Origin of the sequence: Rhodococcus sp. NPDC127593 (assembly GCF_042671975.1) — a bacterium.
In the GTDB taxonomy this organism is placed as follows: Bacteria; Actinomycetota; Actinomycetes; order Mycobacteriales; family Mycobacteriaceae; genus Rhodococcus_F.
The window spans coordinates 72,587-94,314 of record NZ_JBHXWI010000037.1; the positions used below are offsets into that span (position 1 = coordinate 72,587).

At 63.3% G+C, this 21,728-nt stretch carries 22 protein-coding genes; 2 read left to right on the plus strand and 20 right to left on the minus strand.

All coding sequences use genetic code 11. The annotated features are described in order from the left end of the window. Positions 1–6: 6 nt before the first annotated feature. The 10 genes from ACFVJ3_RS30605 to ACFVJ3_RS30650 form a co-directional block, all read right to left on the minus strand. On the minus strand, positions 7–267 hold the full coding sequence (locus tag ACFVJ3_RS30605; RefSeq protein ID WP_378455636.1) for a MoaD/ThiS family protein: 261 nt from the start codon (positions 265–267) through the stop codon (positions 7–9). Further along, positions 260–1,321 (minus strand): GTP 3',8-cyclase MoaA, encoded by a 1,062-nt coding sequence (moaA, locus tag ACFVJ3_RS30610; RefSeq protein WP_378455637.1) that lies wholly within the window; start codon positions 1,319–1,321, stop codon positions 260–262. The genes ACFVJ3_RS30605 and moaA overlap by 8 nt, the downstream gene beginning before the upstream one ends. 38 nt (positions 1,322–1,359) lie before the next feature. Beyond that, complete coding sequence (locus ACFVJ3_RS30615) at positions 1,360–1,791, minus strand: molybdenum cofactor biosynthesis protein MoaE (RefSeq protein ID WP_378455638.1); 432 nt, start codon at positions 1,789–1,791, stop codon at positions 1,360–1,362. Between the two features lie 70 nt (positions 1,792–1,861). Continuing rightward, positions 1,862–3,001 (minus strand): XdhC family protein, encoded by a 1,140-nt coding sequence (locus tag ACFVJ3_RS30620; RefSeq protein WP_378455639.1) that lies wholly within the window; start codon positions 2,999–3,001, stop codon positions 1,862–1,864. A gap of 95 nt (positions 3,002–3,096) precedes the next feature. Next, complete coding sequence (locus ACFVJ3_RS30625; protein WP_378455640.1) at positions 3,097–3,429, minus strand: putative quinol monooxygenase; 333 nt, start codon at positions 3,427–3,429, stop codon at positions 3,097–3,099. Between the two features lie 87 nt (positions 3,430–3,516). After that, entirely contained in the window at positions 3,517–4,383 is an 867-nt protein-coding gene (locus ACFVJ3_RS30630; protein WP_378455641.1) for a cyclase family protein, read from the minus strand. An 858-nt stretch (positions 4,384–5,241) separates the two neighbouring features. Continuing rightward, positions 5,242–6,339 (minus strand): CaiB/BaiF CoA transferase family protein, encoded by a 1,098-nt coding sequence (locus ACFVJ3_RS30635; RefSeq protein WP_378455642.1) that lies wholly within the window; start codon positions 6,337–6,339, stop codon positions 5,242–5,244. After that, positions 6,336–7,118, minus strand: coding sequence for an enoyl-CoA hydratase/isomerase family protein (locus tag ACFVJ3_RS30640; RefSeq protein WP_378455643.1), 783 nt, complete (start codon positions 7,116–7,118; stop codon positions 6,336–6,338). The genes ACFVJ3_RS30635 and ACFVJ3_RS30640 overlap by 4 nt, the downstream gene beginning before the upstream one ends. 94 nt (positions 7,119–7,212) lie before the next feature. Further along, positions 7,213–8,460, minus strand: a complete 1,248-nt coding sequence (locus tag ACFVJ3_RS30645; RefSeq protein WP_378455644.1) for a M24 family metallopeptidase — start codon at positions 8,458–8,460, stop codon at positions 7,213–7,215. A gap of 81 nt (positions 8,461–8,541) precedes the next feature. Continuing rightward, entirely contained in the window at positions 8,542–8,991 is a 450-nt protein-coding gene (locus tag ACFVJ3_RS30650) for a hypothetical protein (RefSeq protein WP_378455645.1), read from the minus strand. 215 nt (positions 8,992–9,206) lie between these two features. Here ACFVJ3_RS30650 and ACFVJ3_RS30655 point away from each other — a divergent pair, with 215 nt between their 5' ends. Next, positions 9,207–9,998, plus strand: a complete 792-nt coding sequence (locus ACFVJ3_RS30655) for an IclR family transcriptional regulator (protein WP_378455646.1) — start codon at positions 9,207–9,209, stop codon at positions 9,996–9,998. 186 nt (positions 9,999–10,184) lie between these two features. On the opposite strand, the gene ACFVJ3_RS30660 is transcribed toward ACFVJ3_RS30655, so the two are convergent. The 4 genes from ACFVJ3_RS30660 to ACFVJ3_RS30675 all read right to left on the minus strand — a co-directional run bounded on the left by ACFVJ3_RS30660 (position 10,185) and on the right by ACFVJ3_RS30675 (position 13,597). Further along, on the minus strand, positions 10,185–11,402 hold the full coding sequence (locus ACFVJ3_RS30660; RefSeq protein WP_378455647.1) for an NAD(P)/FAD-dependent oxidoreductase: 1,218 nt from the start codon (positions 11,400–11,402) through the stop codon (positions 10,185–10,187). Between the two features lie 3 nt (positions 11,403–11,405). Continuing rightward, positions 11,406–11,750: a Rieske (2Fe-2S) protein gene (locus ACFVJ3_RS30665; protein ID WP_378455648.1), complete on the minus strand. Its 345-nt coding sequence runs from the start codon at positions 11,748–11,750 to the stop codon at positions 11,406–11,408. A 66-nt stretch (positions 11,751–11,816) separates the two neighbouring features. Continuing rightward, positions 11,817–12,332: an aromatic-ring-hydroxylating dioxygenase subunit beta gene (locus tag ACFVJ3_RS30670; protein ID WP_378455649.1), complete on the minus strand. Its 516-nt coding sequence runs from the start codon at positions 12,330–12,332 to the stop codon at positions 11,817–11,819. Between the two features lie 8 nt (positions 12,333–12,340). Further along, positions 12,341–13,597, minus strand: a complete 1,257-nt coding sequence (locus tag ACFVJ3_RS30675) for an aromatic ring-hydroxylating dioxygenase subunit alpha (protein WP_378455650.1) — start codon at positions 13,595–13,597, stop codon at positions 12,341–12,343. 276 nt (positions 13,598–13,873) lie between these two features. On the opposite strand from ACFVJ3_RS30675, the gene ACFVJ3_RS30680 reads away from it, so the two are divergent. After that, positions 13,874–14,449 (plus strand): MarR family winged helix-turn-helix transcriptional regulator, encoded by a 576-nt coding sequence (locus ACFVJ3_RS30680; protein ID WP_378455651.1) that lies wholly within the window; start codon positions 13,874–13,876, stop codon positions 14,447–14,449. Between the two features lie 701 nt (positions 14,450–15,150). On the opposite strand, the gene ACFVJ3_RS30685 is transcribed toward ACFVJ3_RS30680, so the two are convergent. Genes ACFVJ3_RS30685 through ACFVJ3_RS30710 form a run of 6 tightly spaced genes read right to left on the minus strand, consistent with a single transcriptional unit; the run spans position 15,151 to position 21,681 of the window. Continuing rightward, on the minus strand, positions 15,151–16,509 hold the full coding sequence (locus ACFVJ3_RS30685) for an MFS transporter (protein WP_378455652.1): 1,359 nt from the start codon (positions 16,507–16,509) through the stop codon (positions 15,151–15,153). Between the two features lie 35 nt (positions 16,510–16,544). Further along, positions 16,545–17,321: an alpha/beta fold hydrolase gene (locus tag ACFVJ3_RS30690; RefSeq protein WP_378455653.1), complete on the minus strand. Its 777-nt coding sequence runs from the start codon at positions 17,319–17,321 to the stop codon at positions 16,545–16,547. Beyond that, positions 17,321–17,785, minus strand: coding sequence for a (2Fe-2S)-binding protein (locus ACFVJ3_RS30695; protein WP_378455654.1), 465 nt, complete (start codon positions 17,783–17,785; stop codon positions 17,321–17,323). The genes ACFVJ3_RS30690 and ACFVJ3_RS30695 overlap by 1 nt, the downstream gene beginning before the upstream one ends. Next, on the minus strand, positions 17,782–20,157 hold the full coding sequence (locus ACFVJ3_RS30700; RefSeq protein WP_378455655.1) for a xanthine dehydrogenase family protein molybdopterin-binding subunit: 2,376 nt from the start codon (positions 20,155–20,157) through the stop codon (positions 17,782–17,784). Before ACFVJ3_RS30700 ends, ACFVJ3_RS30695 begins: the two co-directional genes overlap by 4 nt. Then, positions 20,150–20,992, minus strand: coding sequence for an FAD binding domain-containing protein (locus ACFVJ3_RS30705; protein WP_378455656.1), 843 nt, complete (start codon positions 20,990–20,992; stop codon positions 20,150–20,152). Before ACFVJ3_RS30705 ends, ACFVJ3_RS30700 begins: the two co-directional genes overlap by 8 nt. Further along, positions 20,992–21,681 (minus strand): CoxG family protein, encoded by a 690-nt coding sequence (locus tag ACFVJ3_RS30710; protein WP_378455657.1) that lies wholly within the window; start codon positions 21,679–21,681, stop codon positions 20,992–20,994. Before ACFVJ3_RS30710 ends, ACFVJ3_RS30705 begins: the two co-directional genes overlap by 1 nt. Positions 21,682–21,728 lie beyond the last annotated feature (47 nt).

Here is a 21,728-nt window from a genome sequence, read left to right on the forward strand (position 1 = left end):
GCGCGTTCATCCACCCGCGAAGGGAGGTAGTACGTCCACCACCGGCCCCACCATGCAGGCAAGATCGCGAGTCAGTTCCGAATCGACCAGGAACCCGGCTACCGACAGCACCCTCGCCATCTTCGCGCCGTGCCGCTCGATCAGCGCCGCCTTCAACGACCCAAGATCCGTCGACGGCGGCAGCGCCACGATTTCTTTGTCAACACCAGCCGCGTCTGCGGCGGCTGCGAAGTATCGGACTTCAATTCCCGTCGCCGTCTCATCCACCGATTGCTCCCATACTTCTTTCCGGCGGAGTGAAGTTCACCGCGGCGATGCCGTGACCGGCCCATTTGTTCCACATCGCGCCGCGCCACAATTCGGCGAGTTCATCGTTGCTCGCGCCGCTGCGCAGCGCCACCCGCAGGTCGGTCTCCCGATCGCTGAACAGGCACGCGCGCACCGTCCCTTCGGCGGTCACACGGGTCCGATCGCAATCGGAACAGAAAGTTCGTGTCACCGATCCGATGATTCCGACTGTGGCCGGTCCGCCATCGACTTCCCACCGTTCGGCGGGCGACGACGCATCCTCACGCCCGATCTCGGTGAGCGTGAAACGAGCGGCGAGCGCGTCGAGCAGTGTCTGCGCAGCCACCATCTTCGCCCTGGCCCACATGTGGTCGGCATCGAGCGGCATCTGCTCGATGAACCGCAACTCGATGCCCTCGTCGAGGCACCATGCCAACAGCTCGGCCGCACCGTCCACGGTCTGCGGCATGAGTACGGCGTTGACTTTCACCGGCCCCAATCCGGCTGCTTTGGCTGCGCGGATGCCCTCCAGCACCGAGTCGAGGCGATCGCGTCGGGTCAGCCGCGCGAACAGGGTGCGATCGACCGAGTCGAGTGAGATGTTGACTCGGGACAGTCCGGCATCCGCCAAGGCCTGGGCACGGTGCGCGAGTCCCACCGCGTTCGTGGTGATCGCCAGCGGGATACCCGGTACGGCACGTGTGCATCCGGCGACGATCTGTTCGAGGTCGCGGCGCATGAGCGGTTCACCCCCGGTGAATCGGACCTCACGGATCCCGAGGTGATGCACCGCGACGGTCACGAGCCGGATGATTTCGTCCGCGGTGAGCAGCCGCTCGTGGGGAATCGCCGGAAGCCCGTCCTCGGGCATGCAGTACGTACAGCGCAGCGAGCATTTTTCAGTGATCGAGACACGTAGGTCCCGGGCGGTGCGCCCGAAGCGATCGATCAGTTCCTGATTGTCCGGGTGTGCGGGGACTCGCTCGGCGAAAACATCGGGCATCGCCGGAATACCCATGTCCACTGCGGTCACGGCACCTCCTTCTCGCTCACACGTGTGGTACGACCGGTCTATGAACAGGCGCTCGAGCCAACCCATTCGGATAGCCCGTCGTCGAAGCGCTGCCGCTTCCAGATCGGCACGTCACGCTTGATTCGTTCCACCAACTCGGCACAGGCGGCGAATGTCTCCGCCCGGTGAGGAGCGGCGACCGCTGCGACCAAGGCGAGATCACCGATGGTCAGGTTCCCGACTCGATGGACCGCGGCGACAGGCAAGCCCGACTCGGCGGACATCTGCCGACAGCAACGGCTCAGGAACTGCTCAGCTTCGGGATGTGCACTGTACTCGAGTGCGCTGACGGCACGGCCCTGATCGTGGTCCCGGACCACTCCGGTGAACACCACCATTGCGCCGTGTTCAGGACCTTCGACAGCCGCTGCCACCTCGACCGGATCGAGCGAGTCGGCCGATACAGCGGCCAGCAACTCGTATCCCCTCACGTCCGACACATCTCCGATTCACTTCACGAGCACTGTTGTTGACAATGAGGTTTCGCCGTCGGCCCTGGATCTACACAGCGACCATGAACGGTAGCGTCGGATCCACCGCTCCCGGACCCGAATGGATCGCAGTGTCACTGTCTTTGAGTCTGATCCCGGAACGTCCTTCCCGGACGCTGATGATTTCAGCGGCGATCGAGACCGCTGTTTCGGCGGGTGTCCGTCCGCCGATGTCGAGGCCGATCGGCGCGTGCAACCGCGCCAGTTCGACGTCTGTCAGCCCCTGCTCGCGTAGTTCGTTTTCACGGCGGACGGTAGTGCGTCGTGAACCCATGGCGCCGACATACCCAACGGGTAGCCGAAGAGCCCTCTTCAGCACGGGGATGTCGAACTTGGTGTCGTGAGTCAACACGCACAGAACGGTGCGCTCGTCGACCGTCACGGTATCGAGGTACCGGTGCGGCCACTCGACGACTATCTCGTCGGCCTCGGGAAACCGTGCCCGGGTCGCGAACGTCGCGCGAGCGTCGCACAGCGTCACGAAGTACCCGAGCATTTTGCCGATCTGCACGAGCGAAGCCGCGAACTCGACGGCACCGAAGACGATCATGCGCGGCGGCGGGGTGAAGGTGCGTACGAACAGCGTCACGTCGTCGACGCAATCCTGTCCTGCTCCCCCGAATCGGACAACACCGTCGGCGCCGGTATGCAGGGCGCCGAGAACCTCCCTCCGTGCCACGCGATCGCGCGCTTCGGATCCCAGGGTGCCTTCGAGTGTGTCATTCACAAGCAGGACGTGGCGACCGGCAGGCACGTCCCCCGCAATGACGGTGGCCATCGCGGTCGGTGTGTGCGTGTCTACCGAATTCCGGACCTCTTTCAGGTAGGTCCCCATCTCGTGTGTCACCGGTTCGACGAACACATCGATGGTTCCGCCGCAGGTGAGGCCGATGGTGAAGGCGTCGTCGTCGGAAACTCCGAACCGCTGGTGGACCGGAACACCGCTGTCGAGGACCGTTTCTGCAAGGTCGACGACTGCCGCCTCGACGCAGCCGCCGGAGATACTTCCGACCACCTCCCCCGCGGCCGAGACTGCCATCGCAGCACCGACTTCTCGCGGCGCGCTCGCGAACGTGCGGATCACGGTGGCAACAGCGAATGGAACTCCGTCCTCGTGCCAGCCGATCAGCTGGTCGACAATGTCACGCATCACGCCCTCCCCGCCCAGCGACCTCCCTGGCACGAGTACTACTCATCCTCTGCTCCAAAATCATTGGTGCCACACTTCCTACCGGACGTGGTCCGTCAGATCACTCCGAGGACCGGGTCGCCTTCGACCAGCGGATCGAGAGAAATGAACTCCGGCGGGCCGACGAGTGCGTCGTTGAGCACGTCGCCGAGCCGCGCGAAAGCCGGGCTCTGCAAGTGTTCTTCGAGTGCCTGCGATGAGGCCCACTTCTCGATGATGGCGAGCCCGCCGCCCTCAGTGGTGACGCGGTGGAGCGCAAACCTCTGACAACCCGATTCCTCGTGCGTTGCACGAACTGCATCGCGGCACGCCTGCTCGACGTCCTTCTCTCGTCCAGGGAGCGGGCGTAGTGTCACCACACCGATGATGGGACGGTCTGAACGGTCCATTACTGATGCCTTCCTTCCACAACAGATCGGATTCGCCGTCCCCACATTGTCGGCAAGCGCAGGGAGAGCTCGACGACCATGCCGAGATCAGGCGAGACTTGTCCCCGCGCGGAGCGGGAAGAGCAGCGGGCGCATAGGAGATGCGGTCGCGCCACGCAGACGCAGGCCGGCCCCGACCATCACGAACTCCCAGAGTCGAGCAGCGGCGATCTCCTCCAGGTAGGCGTTCTCCATGATCGGGATCCCGCACTCGCCCAGGAGATACGTGTGCACAGGATGCCAGTTGGCCGGATCGACGCTGGGCATCACCTCGAGTGCGACGTTGTCAGCACCGACGATCATCGCGCCCGCCTCGGCGAGCAGGGCCGCCGCTTCCCGGTCGAGCCCCGCCTCGTTCTGTAGGTATCGGGATCCGTCGTGCCACAGAGTCATACGTCCGGTGCGGATGAGGACAACATCTCCCGGGCGCACCTCGGTCCCTTGACGCTCCATCACCGACCCGAGTTCGTCGGCGGTGATCCGGTGCGAGTCGGGCAGCACGTCCACTCCGGCCGCGCCCGCGACGTCGAGCAGAACACCCCGCGCGATCACCGGCGGAAACTGCTCGGCACCGTTCTTCAGCCAGTGCCGGCTCCCGAGATCCTGATCTGCCCGTACCTCATTCCACACCATCCCGTCCAGGCCGAAGTGATTCAGTGCATCGAGATGTGTACCCGTGTGGGTGTACATCGTGATGCAGTCACCGGAGTAGGTCACGTGGTGGTTCTGCTCCTCGCCGAGACCCAGGACGTTCTCGTTGACGCTGCCCTGCGGGGTGTGCGACATCCAGATCTGGTATGTCGGGTCGCCCATGCCGGCCCACGATGGCATCCCGACGTGATAGTCGACGGAGATGTCGTACATCGTGGTCGGATCTGCTGCCGCCCAGACTGCGGCCCGTGACTCGTCAGTCATCAGATTCAGCATCCCGATCTGATCATCGGGTCCGAAGGGACTGCGGCTGACTTTGCCCGGTGTTGCTGTCCGCGCCGCAACCTTCTCCACTACGCTTTGGTGTTCCACGATTGTCTCCTGTTGCCTGGTAATAACGCTCACTGGTGCGTCGAGGGATAGGTAGTTTCCGAAGTGAGACACTCGGATCCGACAGCTGCTATGCGTCGGCATTTGTACTCGATGTTGTCGGTTGCGAAGTCGATGGTGTGATCGGCGGAGCACGCCCGACGACAGTTCCGAAGGAAGGGCGCCGTCGAGAGATATCGTTGCACTACGGGCTGGTTCACATTCGCTGCTACGTGGGGCGCGTGCCCCGGTCCGCTATCTGCCTCGAGATCTGTCGGATCGTCGGCCGCCCGCTCCGTCCGTACGACCCGCCGAGCGACTAACGGAACGGGGTAAAGATCGCCCGCCGTCCGGGGGTGCGGTGTATGTGCTCGCTAGACTGCGTATTTCCTCGTGGGCGCAGTTCGATTCAGGCAGGACCTGCCACAAACGCTCGATGAACCGGGGCCGCGACATTCCGAAATGAACGAGGATCTCTTCCTCGTTCGCACCACCGTATGGTGCCCACATACTGGCGAACTCGATGAGGCGCTCGGATTCGGAATCGCGATGCTTGGGTGGCCGATTGACCTCGGACCACGCGGCGCGCCGCCGCTGGCGCCATCTACCATTTTCGTGTGAATTCATCGGAATAAACGATCTACTCGGGGCCTGTAGTGGCCTTCGGAATTCGGTTGTCCTCGCTGCGAGGTGTGAAAGCGCAGGAACTTCCGTTCGCGGGTAGGACTGCCAAGTCAAGTCCTGATCGGCACGCTAGTCGCCCTCCAGCCGGGGCGGTGGCAGCACATAACGCACTGGTGTGCGCGCCATACGGAGGGGGTTCCGGGTCAGACTGATCCCGCCGACGTCGACGGTCGGTTGCAGTCCCAGGGCGTGTGCGTAGTCGAACGCTCCGGCGATGTCGTTCACCGGTCCTGCGGGCACCCCGGCATCATTGAGCAGCTTCGCCCACTCCCCCGCATCACGCCGAGAGAGCCTCGTCACCAGCTCCTTCCGCAGAACCCCTCGGTTCTCGACACGCGCGGTGTTGGAGCCGAACCGGGGGTCGCCCTTTAGTTCGAGGGCTTCGAGGACCACACAGAGGTCGTGGAACTGCTTGTCGTTGCCGACGGCAACGGCTAGGTCGCCATCGCCTGTCGGCAACGTCTCGTAAGGTGCGATGGACGGATGCTGATTGCCCATTCGTTGCGGCACCACACCTCCAGCGGTGTAGCCGGCGGCCTGGTTGGTGAGCGCGGCGAGGGCACAGCTCAGCAGGTCGACTTCGATGTGCTGTCCCTCGCCGGTGCGCTCACGATGCCTCACGGCGGCAACGATTCCGAGGGCCGCGAAGAGCCCTGTTATGACGTCGACCACCGCTACGCCGACCTTCTGCGGCTCCTGATCTGGGGTGCCGGTGATGCTCATCAGCCCGCCCACTGCCTGAACGATCAGATCGTAACCCGGCAGGTGGGCTCCTTCGCCGGAACCGAAGGCGCTGATGGAGCAGTAGATCAAATCCGGTCGACGGTCGACGAGTTCGTCGTATCCGAGGCCGAGTCGGTCCATTACCCCTGGTCGGAAATTCTCCACCACGATGCCACTCTCGACGGCGAGGTCTTGGGCGCGCCATCGTCCTGTCTGTGTCGCCAGATCCAGGACGAGGCTCCGCTTGTTCCGGTTGACTCCAAGAAAATACGTGGCGCCGCCGTCCGCTGCGTACGGTGGCCCCCAGGATCGGGTGTCGTCGCCGCCGCCCGGTCGTTCGATTTTGATGACTTCGGCGCCCAGGTCGCCGAGCAGCATCGTCGCCATCGGTCCGGCCAGGATGCGGGAGAAGTCCGCTATTCGGAGTCCATCGAGAGCTGTCATCGGCCTGCGAACTCCCCCGTGCGCTTTTCGGCGAAAGCCCTGTACGCCTCCACCGAATCGTTGGTGCTACGAACCACACCCATATGCGAGGAGATCAGATCCAGACTTGTCCGGAAGTCCATCCGCTGCGATTGATACGTCGCCCGTTTGATCATGCGCACCGCCACGGGTGGTGCGGCCGCCAAGCGGCCCGCGAGCTCGTATGTCGCGTCGAGAAGCTTCTCAGGCTCGTGGACCGCGTTGAGAATGCCCAGTTGCTCCGCCCGCTCGGCGGTGATCATGTCGCCGGTCCACAAAAGCTCCAGCGCACGAGGTAGGCCGACCAGCCGTGGCAACAGCCAACATCCGCCGTCGCCGGGAACGAGACCGACCTTGACGTAGGACATCGCCATGCGCGCCTCGGTCGATGCCAGGCGCAGGTCACACATGAGCGCCATGTCCAAACCGGCACCCATCGCGTCACCATTGATGGCCGCGATGACAGGCTTGTCCACGGACTCGAGGGCGAGTGGGACGCGGTGGATGTGCTCGGTCAAGGCCTGTTTGAATTCGAGCGGACTCTGGTCGTGGTCCTCGACCCAGGACAGGTCGATGCCTGAGCAGAACCCGCGACCCGCGCCCGTGACGACGATGACGTGCACCCGAGGGTCCTTTTGTGCCTCGATCAATCGGTCGGCCCACGCGTCGACCATGGGCAGGGTGAACGCGTTGCGCTTTTCGGGACGATTGAGTCGAATCGTGGCCACGTGATCGGTGATGTCGTACTCGAGATCGCTCATGGCGTATGCGGGGCTCCTTGTGCGGGTTGGTCGGTGGCGTGGGGCGTGGGCGGCGGTGCGGAGATCGGATGCTCGCCTGTTGGGCTCGCTGAAACTAGAAACTCGCGAACCGTAATTCCGTGGGAAGCGAGTTCAGTTCCTCTGACCCGCTGTCGGTGACGATGACGTTGCCCCCGATGTTTACCTGATGTCGTCCGAACACAGCGTCGGGCTCGAGTTGGATCGTCATTCCCGCCTCGAGAACCACATCGAGGTCCGTGCCCGGAAGCTCCGTGACCTGACGGAATCGATCCTTGAGGCTGCTATCGATCCGCTCGGTCACCGGGCCCACCATCGTCAGGGGCGTGAGGCTGTGGATCAACGGGGTCAAGTGCCATGCGCCGGCACGCCTGAGCGGTTCGTCCATGGCATCGGCAACCTCGCCGAACTTCACGCCGGGACGAATAGCCTCGAGTCCGCGCTCGTAAGATTCTCGGGCCACCTGGGCGGCGCGGTGGAACGGCTCAGCGACGTCCCCGACCGCGATACACATCTGGGCCTGCGCTTCGAGGCCTCCGACTGCGGGCATCATCTCGGCGAGGACCATGTCCCCTTCCTGAACGATCCGCGGCGGTTGAGTTCGATACAGCCATCGTGGGGCGTCCCAGCTGAGGTTGTCCGGTCCGGAGTGGACGAAGAGGTCGTGAGCCATGCTCGCACCGTTGCGATGGAATTCATGGAGAACTGCCGAGTAGATCTCCACTTCACTGACGCCCGGCTTGGTGACATCCAGCATCACCTCGCAGGCCTGCTCCGCAAGTTTCGAGGCGTGACGGAAGAGCGCGAGTTCTTCGTCGCTCTTGACCAGCCAGACCTGGGTGAACTCGTCGAGCAGGTCGACGAACGTCGCATTCGGCAATTCGCCTTGGATGTAGGACCACATCGGTTGCGGTGTCCACCCGTACGGCAGCAGGTTCGGGCCGCTGAGGATTCCGATTGTCCCGATCCGGGATTCGGTGAGCCCGCGCTCTTTCAACACCGAGACGATCGTCGGCGCTCGAGGCCCGAACCGCATGTCCTCGATCCAGGTCGCTTCGCCCCATTCCTGTGCTTGCAACCAAGATCCCGCGACCGAGGCGCCTCGCTGGATCGCGACGGGCTCGCCCTTCAAGGGAAGAATTACCGCGGAGCCAGGAAGGTCGTTGGTGAAGTAGGTGTCTGCCGGATACCTCAACGGAGCCGGGGGAACCAGCAAACACTCCACGTCGTTGCGGCGCATCATCTCGCGCAGCAAGCCCCACCGCCGATCACGCTCCGACAGGGTCAGGGTCGGCGGATAGGCTTCAACTCTCGAGTAATTCACGATGCTGCCTTTCGTTTTCAGCTCTCTCACGACTAGCCAACGGAGTCGCCTGATGTCGGCTTCGTCGGCGCCCGTTGGGGGTCAGTCCCACATCTCGAAATTCACGTTCTTCAGGTAGTCGGCCTGCATCTCCTTGGTGAGCACCTCGACATGCAGCCGGTCCTCCACCCAGAACTCGATGACGTCGAAGAGCGGTCCCCGCGGCGACCGCCGGACCCGCCAACCCTCACGCTCAGCGATCGCAACGATCTCGTCCTCGGACTTGTCTGTCGCGGTCGCGAAGTGGAACGCCACATACTTGGACGGCGACTCGTCCAGCAAGGGCCCGACCGCACCGTCAAGCCCCTCACCCGGTGCCATCGTCTGCGCACGCGGGTACACCTCGCAGGTCGTACTTCGGTCGTCACCCGCCATCGCGATCCATGCTCCGGGCCACGGCGGGAAAGGAAACGCTTTCCCACCCCAAATTTCGGCGATGGCCTTGGCAACGCGCTGAGTGTCGTCCGCTGGAATGGAAACGTGGAAGATCATGGTCTGTACCTCCGCTTTACTTGATTCGAATTGACCTATGGAGGAGACTATTTGTCTTGTCACCAAGATAATCTCGCCGTGCCTCCTAGGTCAAGGCTTTGAGCGCGCCTACTGTCGTGCGTTTGCGGACAGAGTTGCACTTCACGTCCTCCATAGAGGACAATCCTGTGACGTCCGTTTTGTATCGGGAGCGACGATGCCGTCAAGGAGGGGCTGTGCCCGAGGTACCCGCGGTGAGTGCTGCCATTCGCATGATCGAGCGTCTTGCGGCTGAAGCTCCGCACGCTGTTCCGGCTGGAACTTTGGCCAATGAACTCGGTTTGAATCGCTCCACCTGTTACAACATTCTTGCGACCCTTCAGCAGGCCGGCTGGGTCAACAATGTCGGGAACCGGTCTGGTTGGACCTTGGGGCCCGGACTGTCGACTCTCGCCGGCCTCAGCGACGAATTGATCGACACCGCCGTCCAGGAGGAGATCGATCGGCTCTGCAAGCGTTTGGGTTACGTGGTCTTTGCCGCCCGAGAAGATGGGTCCGGCGGCTATACGGTCGTCGCGGTCGCAGATCCGGGCCGGGGCGTTCGCGTCACAGTCGATGTCGGCGACAGATTTCCGTTCTCTGCACCAGGCCTCATGCATGCCTTCTGGTCCTACCGACCATGGGAAAAGTTCGTCGAGGTGACGAGACGTCGGCAGGTGGAGCGCTTCACCGAGTTCACCGCAGTGGAACTCGATCAGCTTGCCGAACTCTTTGCCCTCGTTCGCGAGCGAGGGTACGGGGCCAGCATCCGCCAGTTCAACCTTGCTCAGAGCGGCGCCTCCGCGGCAGTGTTCGGACCTGACGGATGTCCGAAGCTGGCGCTGGTAACACTCGCCTTCTCGAGCGATTTGGATTGGGACAACCTCCCGGAGGTGGGGTTGGCGATTCGGGATGCGGCAGCGCGCATCACCTCCCGGACGGGAGGGGCTGTACCCGATCGGCACGTCGGCTCCACTGCTACCCGATAGCCTGGCCGCCACCTTTCGTTGCCTTCTAGGTGTCGCCGTACCGCGCCGCCGAGGTTCGCCGCACTTCGGCATGTTCCAACCGGCGTTCAGTGGAGACTCGCGACCCGGTCCGTTCCGGCGGACGGGGCGGACGGGGCGGACGGGGCGGACGGGGCGGACGATCGAAAGGGACATGAGCGTTGTTCCTCACAGGCCGATCGTTCGCAAGTCGACGCTCTCATCCGCGAGCTGCGCCGAGTCCACGATCTGGCCGGAGGCGATATAGGCCGTGGTGCGCTTGACGTCCCGTGGCCTGTTCACGCCCACCGCGCCTCGTAGGGCTCCGTCGCGGACGAAAAATGCACTAAACGACCTGGACTCGGAGTCGCCGCGATACACGATGGCGTCTGCCGCCGAAGGGCGTCCGACCATCTGCACACTGACATCGAACTGATCCGACCAGAACCACGGGACTTCGCAGAATTCTTCCTGCCTGCCGAGCATGGACCGAGCGGCAGCTGCCCCTTGATTATTCGCGTTCTGCCACTGCTCGAGCCTGAGGCGCTCTCCGAGGATGCCGTTGGGGTGATTGGCTACATCTCCCGCGGCGTAGATGCCGGGATTGGACGTTTGGCAGAACTCGTCGACGATGATGCCATTGTCGACGTCGAGACCCGCCTGGTCCGCGAGTTCCACAGCCGGATCGATGCCGACTCCGATTACCACGAGGGTGGCCTCGATACGCTCGCCCTCCGTCGTCACAACGTGAGTAACGCTCTTATTGCCTCCAATGCGTGCTACCGACGTATTCGTCGCTACGGTGACGCCCTCCTCACGATGGATGCGGGTAAGGGCGAGTCCGATCTCGCGACCCAGAACTCGGGAAAGAGGCACGTCGCCACGTTCGAGAAGCGTGACGGCGCATCCGGATTCGCGCGCGCATGCAGCTACTTCGGCGCCGATGAACCCGCCTCCAATGACGACCACGGGCGCGCCTGGACGTAGCCGTTCGCGAATCGCAATGGAATCCTCGATCGTCCTGAGGTACTCGACTCCCTCCAAGTCGGAGCCGGGGATATCGAGCCGCCGCACCCGCCCGCCGGTGCACAGCAGAACTTTGTCGGCGCGGATAGCGCCGCCGCCGGACAATTCGAGTTCACGTTCCGTTGGTCGGATGCGCTCGACAGTCGTACCCAACCGCAGCGTAATGTCTTGTTGAGACCACACATCGGTCGATTGAAGGTACGCGCGCTCGGGCTCGCATTGCCGCAGAAGAACTTCTTTCGACAGCACCGGGCGTTCGTAAGGAGGATGCGGCTCGGAGCCGATCAGCTGGATTTCCCCGTCGAAACCTTCGGCGCGAAGGGTTCGAGCGGCATGTCCGCCGGCCAGGTTGGCGCCAACAATTGCAATCGTCTGTCGCATCAGTCAGTCGCTGTCTGCTCTGGGCTCGCGCGGACCGACAAGGATCTCATCGCCTTCGACTTTTACCGCGTAAACGTCAACGCACTCCTCGGCCGGTACCTCATGAGGACTGCCGTCGACCAAGCTGAACCTGCTGTCGTGCAGAGGGCACTCGACCTCGAGCTGGTCGGGGTAGAGCTCACCCCCACTCAGTCGCGTTGCGAAATGCGAGCAAATATCATTCATCGCGTAGTATTTGCCCTTGATCCGCGCGAGGCAAATCTTCACGTGACCGGCGCTGACGCCGATCATGTCGTCCTCAGGTACATCCTCGACGGCGGCGACCTTGGTCCACTGGTTGAGGGACATGGCCGGTCCTTTCCACTTCGATAGTTAGAATAAATCGGCTCGTTTCGGACGAGCTCATCCACGCCTTCAGAAGAAGTGACTCATGTTTTTCGATTGGATCACAGTCTGATCAAGGAAGACGTGGCGCCGCGCGATCTTGTAGCTGTCCTCGTTGGGGCGAAGAACGTCTTCACGCCGGCCCACCCACCAGTCAGCATCCTGCGCAAGGTAACCGCGGTAAAAGGTGAAGTTCATGCTGACAGTCAACGAATCTTCGTCGCGCGCGGTGACGCGGATATTCGAGTACATGTGCCGCGTTCGCGAGGGCGGATTTTCACCCCAGGCGTATGCGCTTTGCAGCTTCCTGACCCGGATGCCCAGCGTGTCCAAATCGTCGTCGAACAGGGCGATCTCACCGGGCTTTGTAAATTCTTCATCGAGCTGACCCGTGAGCCTGGTTTGTCGAACCGGCACCCAGTACCGCGCGTCGTCGGCAAACAGCGCCAGCCAATCGGTGTAACGCGCTTCGTCAAGGCACGCAGCCTCGGCGTAGTAGAACTGCTCCAATTCGTACTGTGTCTGCGCATTCAGCAGCATTGCCATGCCCTGGCCTACCTTTCGAACGGTGTTGGAAGCTTTTCAGGGTGGTCCGGATGCGCGTGGTTGGCTTTGAGACTTTGCCAGCTGTCAGCGTCCATCCAGTCCGCCCAGGCCCTGTACTGCCATCGCGCGTATTCCTCATTGGTCCGGCGAGCCTTCATGACAGGAAAGCCCAACTCGCTCTCCTGAACGAGTTCACCTTTACCGACGCCCATTTGATAGTTGACCGGAACGTTGCGCATGGCCGGCGCGGCCGCGCCTTTAGTGCTCAGTTCCCAGTTCTCGCCGTCGTCCTGTTCGACGACACCCCCAGGGCCCAACCTCATGATGTTCCGCTGCAGAATGGCGCGCCTCTCTTCCTCGGAGGCGTTCTTGTCCACGAACGAGAAGTACCACTGTTCGGTTTCCATGGGGCCCCTCGGATGACGAATCACGACCGCCTGGAGGAGATTGGTGAACATGCACATGTGAGGGAAAACGTTGGCGTGATTGTGTTCCGGAATCGTGTCGGCGACGTGGCCGTACTCACCCCGGATGATCTCGCCGTCTTGATCCTCCCAGTACCCCTGGTTCACATCATCCGCTGCCTCTCCGATCGAGTCGAATAGCGAGGCGTGGCTGATGCCGACATGGTAATAGTCCTGGTCGTTCTCCATAGCCGACTTCCAGTTGCACTGGAGTCGGTGTTTGATGATGCCTGGAATGACTTCCATGTCCCCGAAATTGGCGAGAGTGTCGATCATGTGGACGCCAGGTGCGCCCAGAAACTCGCGAAGACTCGGCGCTTCCGGATCGAGTGTGGCGAACACGAAACCGCGATAGCTCTCAACATGCGCGGCCTTGCGCAGTCCCCATTTATCCTTGTCCAGCTGTCGGTCGTAAATATTCTTGAAGCCTGGAACGCCGACCAACTTCCCGGTCAGGTCATAGGTCCAGCCGTGGTAGGAACACATGAACGACGACACGGTGCCGGAGTCCGCCTTGCAGACGGTGTTTCCCCGGTGCATGCAATGATTGAGGAGAACCTGCACCGACTGATCAGCGGCCCGGGTCACCAGCACGCTGTTCTCGCCCATGTACGTCTGGAAAAAGTCTCCCTTGTTCGGGATTTGGCTTTCATGGCACATAAAGAGCCAAGCGCGAGCGAAGATTCGTTCCAACTCGATGCGATGGATGTCGGGGTCGGAGAAGATGCGCCGGTCGACCAAGCCTTGGTCATAGTCGACGTACCCCGTGAATGTTCCCTCGGATGGTTTCACGCTAGTCACTGGTTGGTCCTCCGAAGCTGGTGAGATCGTGAGCAGATTGCGCCTGTCGGGCAACGGTCGATCGCTGCACAACCCGGGCAGCTGTATCCCGAGTACGAGACGACATGTCACACATCGTCTATGCGGCAGTCTGGTGATGGGGTCGACCGAAGCGTTCCTCTATGCCCTGTGTCACAATTACACCATGAAAGCTTTTAAGAAAGCAATACGGAAAGCCGAGTTGATGCGAGCTGGTGTGGTCCCCCAGCTACGCTGCTCGTGTGTCAAAACGGAGTCGTGGACGAGAAATGGAGCTACGTGATGGTGCAGGGTGAACTCGAGACACCGGACATCGGTGAAGTGACCGCGGACAACTGGTCCCGAGTGATTCCCGGCATTGATCGAACCGACCTAGCTCTTGTGATGCGCACCCTCCGCCTGTCGACGCTTCTCGAGAATGCCCTGACCGAGCGGTTGCGCCCGCTGAAGCTCACCCAAGCCGAGTTCTACGTGCTCACCACCCTCCGGACGGCTGGACCCGCGCATGAGTCCCGACCATCCGACCTCGCCGACAGGCTGCTGTTGACCACCGGCGGACTAAGCAACCTTTTACGACGCCTCACTGCCCGAGGACTGGTCGAGCGGGAGCAGAGCCTCGACGACCGTCGCAGCACCCGGGTGCGACTCTCAGCTGAAGGCGCCACAATCGCTGATCAATGCCTCGAAGTGTGGAGCGATGCCCAGCAACGCTTCTTCCGCGGCGTGCCAACGCCACATCGAGCGGAGACGTCTGCCGCCCTGGCGAGGTTGCTTTCCGATGTGGACAGCTGGCCGGCTCCCGGCGCGGACCAGAGCAGCTGGGCAAGCGACTGAGATGGCGTTCGCTCACCTCGCCGAGCAGTCCCTCCGATCAGAAATCGCTCATTCAGTCCTGACCGAACGGCTCTAACGGGGCAAGATCGCATCGACTGGTCACGGCGGGCTGGGCGGCTTCATCAATGGCGCAAGCTCGGTCGCGTGGGTGAAGCCGTCATCCGACGTCGCACGGCCGAAGTGGAACGCCAGTTCGCCGAAGACCTGGCGCGGCGGTTCGCCACCAGTGTCCGGTACCGCACACTGGTGGCAAACCGGCCAAGGACAAGGCACCAGCCGCGGAAGCGGTAAGTACTGCCGGCGTGAACGGTTCGTCGCCTACAAGGACCGCTAGGTAAAGGGTGACGCGCAGACAGCCCACTCGACAGCGGCGACATCCGTCGAGGCCACGATGTAACTGGGTGCATCGACACCACGTAACGTTCCGCGGACACGGGAACCAGCGCACCGAAACCGACCGGAGCTCGGCGAATTCCCGGGGAACGGCGAGCGCAGCGCCCGACGCGCAGGGCCAGTTCCGCTATCATTCCCGCGGCACACGTCGCCGCACTGTCGATGGACGGATGCGGAATCCAGCGCCACCGCCCGCGTCAGTACCCCGCTCACGCCCGAGAGTTGGACTCACGGCCGAACAATCACTGCGAACCCGATCAGGCCGACACCTCAGCCACAGGAAAGATCGAGGCCTCGCCACATGTGCCTCAATGGACGACCACCCCGACCGGTTCGATCGGCTCCTTCGCACGCGGCACCAGCGCGACGGCGATCGCTCCCAGGACCGCGACGGCACTGAACAGATAGAAGTTCCACGCTGCATCGAGGCCCACCCCGAGAAGGAGGCCGCCGATGACGGGCCCCAGCACCGCGCCGATACGTCCGATCCCCAAGGTCCAGCCGAGCGCCGTCGCCCTGCTCCGAACCGCGTAGAACGAGGTCACGTATACGTTCATGAGATTGGCCGTTCCAATCGAGCCGACGCCCGCAACGGCGACAAGAGCCAGGTTGACGGCGAGCGGCAGTCCCAGGCTCAGCAGCACGAGCGCGATGGACGCGGCCCCGAAAGCAACGAGGAGCACGGTGCGTGACCCGAAACGATCGGCCAGCCGGCCTGCCAGCACCGCACCGACGCCGGCACCGCCGTTGTACGCGACCAGCATCCAGAGGCCCGATCCGAGCGGGTAACCCGACGCTCTCATCACCTCGGGGATCCACGTCGTCAGTCCATAAATGAGGAGGAGGGCGCAGAACATCGCGGCCCACAGGACGAGCGTCCGCACCAACTGGCCCGCACGGAACAAATCGGCCGCAGGAGTACACCCCTCGCCCGGCTGCTGCGCTTCCTCGGCCGCTGCAGCGAGGGTCTCCTCATGCAGGTTCAGACGCTGGGTGAGCCGACTGGCCTCCTCGTCGCGGCCGCGGGAGCGGAGATAGGCGGCTGACTCGGGCAGGTACTTGAGCGCGAGCGGGACCAGCGTCACCAGCGGCAGGGCACCGAGCACGAACATGGCCCGCCAGCCGAACACTGGGATAACCGGGATGGCGACCAGTGCTGCCACCACGCCCCCCACGGAGTATCCGGTGAACATCAGAGTGAACACCAAATTCTTGCGCGCGGGGCGAGTGTATTCGAGGATGAGCGCGCTGACGGTGGGCATTGCACCACCCAACCCGATCCCGGCCAGGAGCCGGGTCAGCCCGAGAATCTCCGGTGACGGCGAGAACGCGGAGATCATCATCATCGTGCTGAACCCGAGCATCGAGCCGATTACGCACCAGCGGCGGCCGATGATATCGGTGAGGGTGCCCACCCCGAGCGCCCCGATGATCATCCCGACCAGGGCGAGTCCGCCGATTATTCCGGCCCCGGATGGGGTCAACCCCCAGTCCTCGTCGTCGAGCAGCGAAGGGACCACGGTGCCGTACATGACCAGGTCGAAACCGTCGAAGAACATCACCAGCCAGCACAGCCAGACGACGAGCGCCGGCGCCGACCTCGGTCGACCGGAGCCCTCGCTCCCTGCGGGAAGGCCAGCGCCTCGTAAGATTCGTATCTGCGACATCGCGTTCCTTCCCGCATGCCTCTCGGCCGCGTCCTTCACCCGAGGTGTCCGAGCAGAAACTTGCGCGCCTCCGCGCTCTCGATCAGCGACATGTGGCGGACAGCTGCGAGCACATGGAGTTCCGACCCGGCGATGCCTTCGTGAAGCTGCTGCGCCATCGACGGTGGGGTGGCGTAGTCGTCCTCCCCCACGAGCACCAACGCGGGTGCCACGATCTCCGCGAGACGGTCGGCGTCACTGTAGCCGCCGAGCGCCCGACATGCGGCCGCATGCGCCCGAGAGTCTGTCGCGACGAAGATGGCCGACACGCGGTCGACCTCCGCGGGATCCCGGCTGAGGAAGTCAGGTGAGAACCACCTGTCCACTTGGAACGCGAGTTGTTGAGGCCGCGGGACGGAAACTGCCTTGTCGGCCCGCTCCCCCCAGGCCGACTCCTTCTCGGGTCCGTAATCGGCAGTCGTGTCCGCGAGCACCAATCGAGTCACCAGGTCGGGATGCCGGACGGCCAGCGCAATTGCAGTGCACCCGCCCATCGACAATGCGGCTACGTGCGCCGGGCCCACGTCGAGGTGCTCGAGCAGCGCCGCCACGTCCTCTGCCAGCTCGGGGACAGTGAACGGCTCACCGTCCCACACCGAACTTCCGTGTCCGCGGGCATCCGGGGCGACAACTCGGAAATTCGGTACGAGTTGATCAATCAGCTTGCGCCAGATCTCCCCCGATGCGGCAAGGGGGTGCAAGAGCACAACCAGCGGGCCCGTGCCCTCGTCGAGGTAATGGTATTCGCCCCAGGACCGTTCGAGCATCGGCATCACATTGCTCCCGTCACCCGGTGCGCGGCCAGCCGGACGGCCGCGAGGATCTCTGGATAGGAGGCGCAGCGGCAGATGTTGCCCTCCAGGTGCTCACGAATCTCGTCATCGGAGGGGGATGGGTTCTCGGCCAGCAGTTCCTTGGTCATCAGCACGAAGCCCGGGATGCAGTAGCCACACTGCATGGCATTGCACTCCACGAAGGCACTGACCACCACATCGTCCGCCGCAAGGCCGTCCGCAGTGGTGAGCGCTTTTCCGTCGTAGCGTGCCGCGTTCGCCATACACGATGAGACGCTCATCCCCTCGCACAGCACGGTGCACGCGCCGCAGGCTCCGACGCCGCAGCCCTCACGGGCGCTGGTCACACCGACGCGCCCGCGCAGCGCGTCGAGCAACAGTTCCTGATCCCCTACCGAGACGTGGTGGGCTGTCCCGTTGACCTCGAGGTTGATGGACTTCACGGTGTCCCTCCGTTGCCGAGTGCGGTGAGAATCGATTCTGGTGTCAGGGGCAGGCGGGTCAATCGGATACCCAGCGCGTCGCGGATGGCGTTCGCATAGGCGGGTGCGACCGCCAGAATCCCGGTTTCCCCGACGCCCTTGGCCCCGAAGGGCCCGTCGCGGTGGGCGTCTTCGATGATGATCGGTGTCAACCGCTGTGGGGTGTCCTTGATCGAGGGCAGCTGGTAGTCGAGCAAGGTGCCGTTGACCATTTGTCCCTTGTCGAAGACGAGCTGGTCGAAGAAGGTGTGGCCGATGCCCATGATGGCGGCTCCCGTCAGCTGTTGCTCCACGAGAGTGGGGTTGATGGCCTTGCCGACGTCGCCGGCCACGGCCATGTGCTCGGTCGTCACGCGGCCGGTGGCGGTATCCACCGCGATCCGGACGCCGACCGCACCCGCGAACCAGTGTTCGGTGACCTTCTCCGACAGGCCGGTCGCCTTGTCGTAGGGATGCCACCAGCTGTTGAAGTTCTCGGACGAGGTGACGGTGGCGCCACGGGCTCCGAACTTGCGGAGCACGACCTCTGGCAGGGTGACCAGCACCGTGCCGTCACCATCGCAGACACCGCCGTCGGTGAGCTGGAGCTCTGCGGCGTCGCGCGAGAGTTGCTCTGCTGCGAGGGCAAGGAGCCTGGCGCGCATCTCCTCGGCGACCAGCCGCACGGCATTGCCGGTGTGGTAGGTCGAGCGGCTCCCCGCGGTGATCGTGTCGTACGGTGTCGCGTCGGTGTCTGCCTGGACGACGTGGATGCGGGTCGACGGGATGCGCAGGACTTCAGCGGCGATTTGCGCCATCATCGTGTCGGCGCCCTGGCCCATGTCGACAGTACTGATCAGCAGAGTTGCCGAGGCGTCCTGATTGAGGTTCAGTGTCGCATTGGCGACGGTGGGGGTGAGCACGGCCTTCATTCCCACCGCGATGCCTTTGCCGTACCGGATTCGCCCATTGTTCTTCGGAGTCGGCCCGGTCCACTCGATCGCCTCGGCGACGGCATCGAGACACCGAAGGAAATCGGCGCTGTGCATGGGGGTACCCATGCTCGCGACGTCACCTTCACGCAGAAGGTGTCGGCGACGGAATTCGTACGGGTCCTCGCCCAATTTGTGTGCGAGCTCGTCGATCACGGTTTCATGCGCCCAGGTCACCTGGGGCACACCGAAACCGCGGAACGGGCCGGCCGAGACCTTGTTGGTGTAGATACAGCGAGACAGGACTTCCACATTGCCGATCCGGTAGGGACCGGGCACGACCATGCCGGATTTCGCCGTGATGCGCGGGCCGACGTCTGCGAACGCGCCGGTGTCGTAGCGCAGATCCGCGGTCGAGGCCACGAGGTTACCTGCCGCGTCGGCGGACAGTTTTGCGGCCACTGTCGCGCCGTGACGCGTGGTGAGTTGGAAGGCCTCTTCGCGGGTTGTCGGGATATGCACCCGGCGCTGGAACTTCCACGCCAGTGCAGCCGCGAGCGGCTCCAGCCGGTCATACATTTTGGCACCGAACCCACCCCCCAGGGCGCGAGTACGAACGCGAACGCGCGACAAGGGAAGATCGAGGAGATCGGAGGCCATCTGTCGGACATACGAAGGGGTTTGCGTCGTCGTGAGAATTTCCAGGCGTCCACTGTCGACCCAGGCCGACGTAACGGGCAGCTCGATGGTGACGTGGTGCGTGGGCGGCGCGTACATCGTCGCCTCGACGGACGTCACAGCGGACGAGTGCGCCTTCTGCGCATCACCTTTCACCTGCCGGTACTCGTAGGCCACGTTCGTCTCGCGCACACCGGAAAGGTGTGCCAGATCAGCGAACACGGACGACGGACGCAGCTCTTGATGGACGTAGACGTCACCGCGAAGCGCATCGTCGGTGTCGTAGACAGGGGGAAGCTCGTCGTATTCGACGACAATCTCGTCGGCCGCGGCGCGCGCAGTAGCGATATCGGCGGCGAGGACAGCGGCAACCGGTTCGCCGGCGTAACGCACTTTCTCCACGGCGAGCGACGGCTGATCGGCGAACGCCGGACCGGTGAACATGCGGTCCCCGAACTCCTTGTAGAGGTCCTGCCCGGTGACGACCGCGATTACACCTGCCATGCGCTCGGCGGCAGTGACATCGATGTGGGTGATGCTCGCGTGCGGCTGAGTGCTGCGGTGGATCGCTACGTAGGCAGTTCCGACCGGGACCGGCTCGTCGCCGACATACCGAATCGTCCCGCGGACCCGGCCCACGGCATCGAAGCGCTTGCGCCGGGCTCCGACGCCTTCGAGTTGGCCGCCCGATTCTTCCGCGCTGACGACCACCGGCTCGCAACGGTTCGTCTGAACCTCAGACATGATGCAACTCCTTCATCACTGCGCGTACCCCGTCTTCGACGGCGACTCGGCCCAGCCGTGTCTTGTATGCGACACCACCGCGAATGTCCTCGATGGGATCGATGGCCGTACTCGCGATGTCGAGGGCTGCGTCGACCACGTCCTGGTCGGACATGTCGGACTCGATATCGATGGCCAAATATCGAGTGGTAGGGGCCAGGGCGCCGAGACCGATCCGGAGTTCGGTGTATTCACCGGGAACGGCCAGCACGGCAGCCGAGGCACAAGGCCAATCGTTCTCGGCCAGACTGCTGTACTTCACGAAGGCTCCGGCAGCGCCTGCGGGCTGGCGCGGAATGTGTATTCCGGTGATCATTTCGTCGGGTTGGACCTCGGTGACCTGGAAGTCGACGAAGAACTCACGGGCGTACACCTCCCGCGTTCCCCGCACCGAACTCAGCGTCACGGTCGCATCGAGCACCATCAGGGCGGTGGGCGGGTCGAGCCGGTAATCGCCGTGGGCGATATTCCCACCAACGCTGGCGGTGTTGCGTACTCGCGGATTCGCGACCTTCGCATACGTCGACGCAGCGAGGGGCGCGGCGGACACGATCCGTTCATCGCGCTCCATCTGCCGCAGGGAGACGAGCGGTCCGACCGTGACCGCCTCGGGTGTCACCGAGATCTCCCGCAGTCCTGGCACGGCACTGATGTCGATGAAGTGCTCGGTGAACAGAATTCCTTGCTTGAGTAGGATCTGGATTGCTGTTCCGCCGCCGTACACCATGGTGTCGTCGAGATCGTGCAGAAGACCGAGTGCTTCCTCGAGAGTGTCGGGTGTATGGATGGTCGCCATCAGCGGCCGCGCTTCCAGGTACCGACGATGATTCCCCACGCAAAGGCGGCGGCCGCCACCGCCACCAGGAAGGGCAGGTCCTCGCGGCGACCATTGGTGAAAACGCCGCTTGAGATCGCCGGGACGGTGAGTTCCGCGGGCTGGGAGCCGATTTCGGCGGTCGTTCCGTCTGTCACCGCGGTCAGTATCTTCTTCTTGGCCGGCTTGGTACCGGAATGTGGCACCGGACGGCCGGCGCAGACCGCCGACAAGTTCTCAGCGAACTGGCGTTCCACCTCGACGCTGCGGCGTCGGATGACGGCCTCGCCCAGACGACCGAGCTTGCCCCACATCGCTATTTCGAATTCGTACTCGACGACCGACGCTTCACCCTGGGGTGTGATCCGGACGCTGGCGTCAATCTTTATCGTGCTCCCCAGTCGGCGATCCTCACCTTTGAGTACCGCGTTCACGGTCGCGGCGCCATCGCCATCCTTCGCTTCCTCGACTGAAGTGATGACCGCAGAGAATGCGGCCTTGAACTTCACATGGGAAATTTCATTGGTGAGCGTGCCACGGTAGGTCGTCTCATCGACCTGCTCGAACTCCTCACAGCCAGGCAGGCACTCCCGCATGGTGGCGGGATCGAAGAAGAGTGCGACGACCTTGTCGGGCGCTGCGGGTACCTCGAAGCGAGAAGAGAATTTCATGAGCCAACCCAATCCGTGTTGTGTCCTTTCCTCAGGACACTATGTCT

Coding starts and splice junctions, on each gene's coding strand:
- ACFVJ3_RS30620 (WP_378455639.1), bottom strand. CDS start 3,001: ATGCGTGACATTGTCGACCAGCTGATCGGCTGGCACGAGGACGGAGTT.
- ACFVJ3_RS30625 (WP_378455640.1), bottom strand. CDS start 3,429: ATGGACCGTTCAGACCGTCCCATCATCGGTGTGGTGACACTACGCCCG.
- ACFVJ3_RS30630 (WP_378455641.1), bottom strand. CDS start 4,383: ATGACTGACGAGTCACGGGCCGCAGTCTGGGCGGCAGCAGATCCGACC.
- ACFVJ3_RS30635 (WP_378455642.1), bottom strand. CDS start 6,339: ATGACAGCTCTCGATGGACTCCGAATAGCGGACTTCTCCCGCATCCTG.
- ACFVJ3_RS30640 (WP_378455643.1), bottom strand. CDS start 7,118: ATGAGCGATCTCGAGTACGACATCACCGATCACGTGGCCACGATTCGA.
- ACFVJ3_RS30650 (WP_378455645.1), bottom strand. CDS start 8,991: ATGATCTTCCACGTTTCCATTCCAGCGGACGACACTCAGCGCGTTGCC.
- ACFVJ3_RS30660 (WP_378455647.1), bottom strand. CDS start 11,402: ATGCGACAGACGATTGCAATTGTTGGCGCCAACCTGGCCGGCGGACAT.
- ACFVJ3_RS30665 (WP_378455648.1), bottom strand. CDS start 11,750: ATGTCCCTCAACCAGTGGACCAAGGTCGCCGCCGTCGAGGATGTACCT.
- ACFVJ3_RS30670 (WP_378455649.1), bottom strand. CDS start 12,332: ATGGCAATGCTGCTGAATGCGCAGACACAGTACGAATTGGAGCAGTTC.
- ACFVJ3_RS30685 (WP_378455652.1), bottom strand. CDS start 16,509: ATGTCGCAGATACGAATCTTACGAGGCGCTGGCCTTCCCGCAGGGAGC.
- ACFVJ3_RS30690 (WP_378455653.1), bottom strand. CDS start 17,321: ATGCCGATGCTCGAACGGTCCTGGGGCGAATACCATTACCTCGACGAG.
- ACFVJ3_RS30700 (WP_378455655.1), bottom strand. CDS start 20,157: ATGTCTGAGGTTCAGACGAACCGTTGCGAGCCGGTGGTCGTCAGCGCG.
- ACFVJ3_RS30705 (WP_378455656.1), bottom strand. CDS start 20,992: ATGGCGACCATCCATACACCCGACACTCTCGAGGAAGCACTCGGTCTT.
- ACFVJ3_RS30710 (WP_378455657.1), bottom strand. CDS start 21,681: ATGAAATTCTCTTCTCGCTTCGAGGTACCCGCAGCGCCCGACAAGGTC.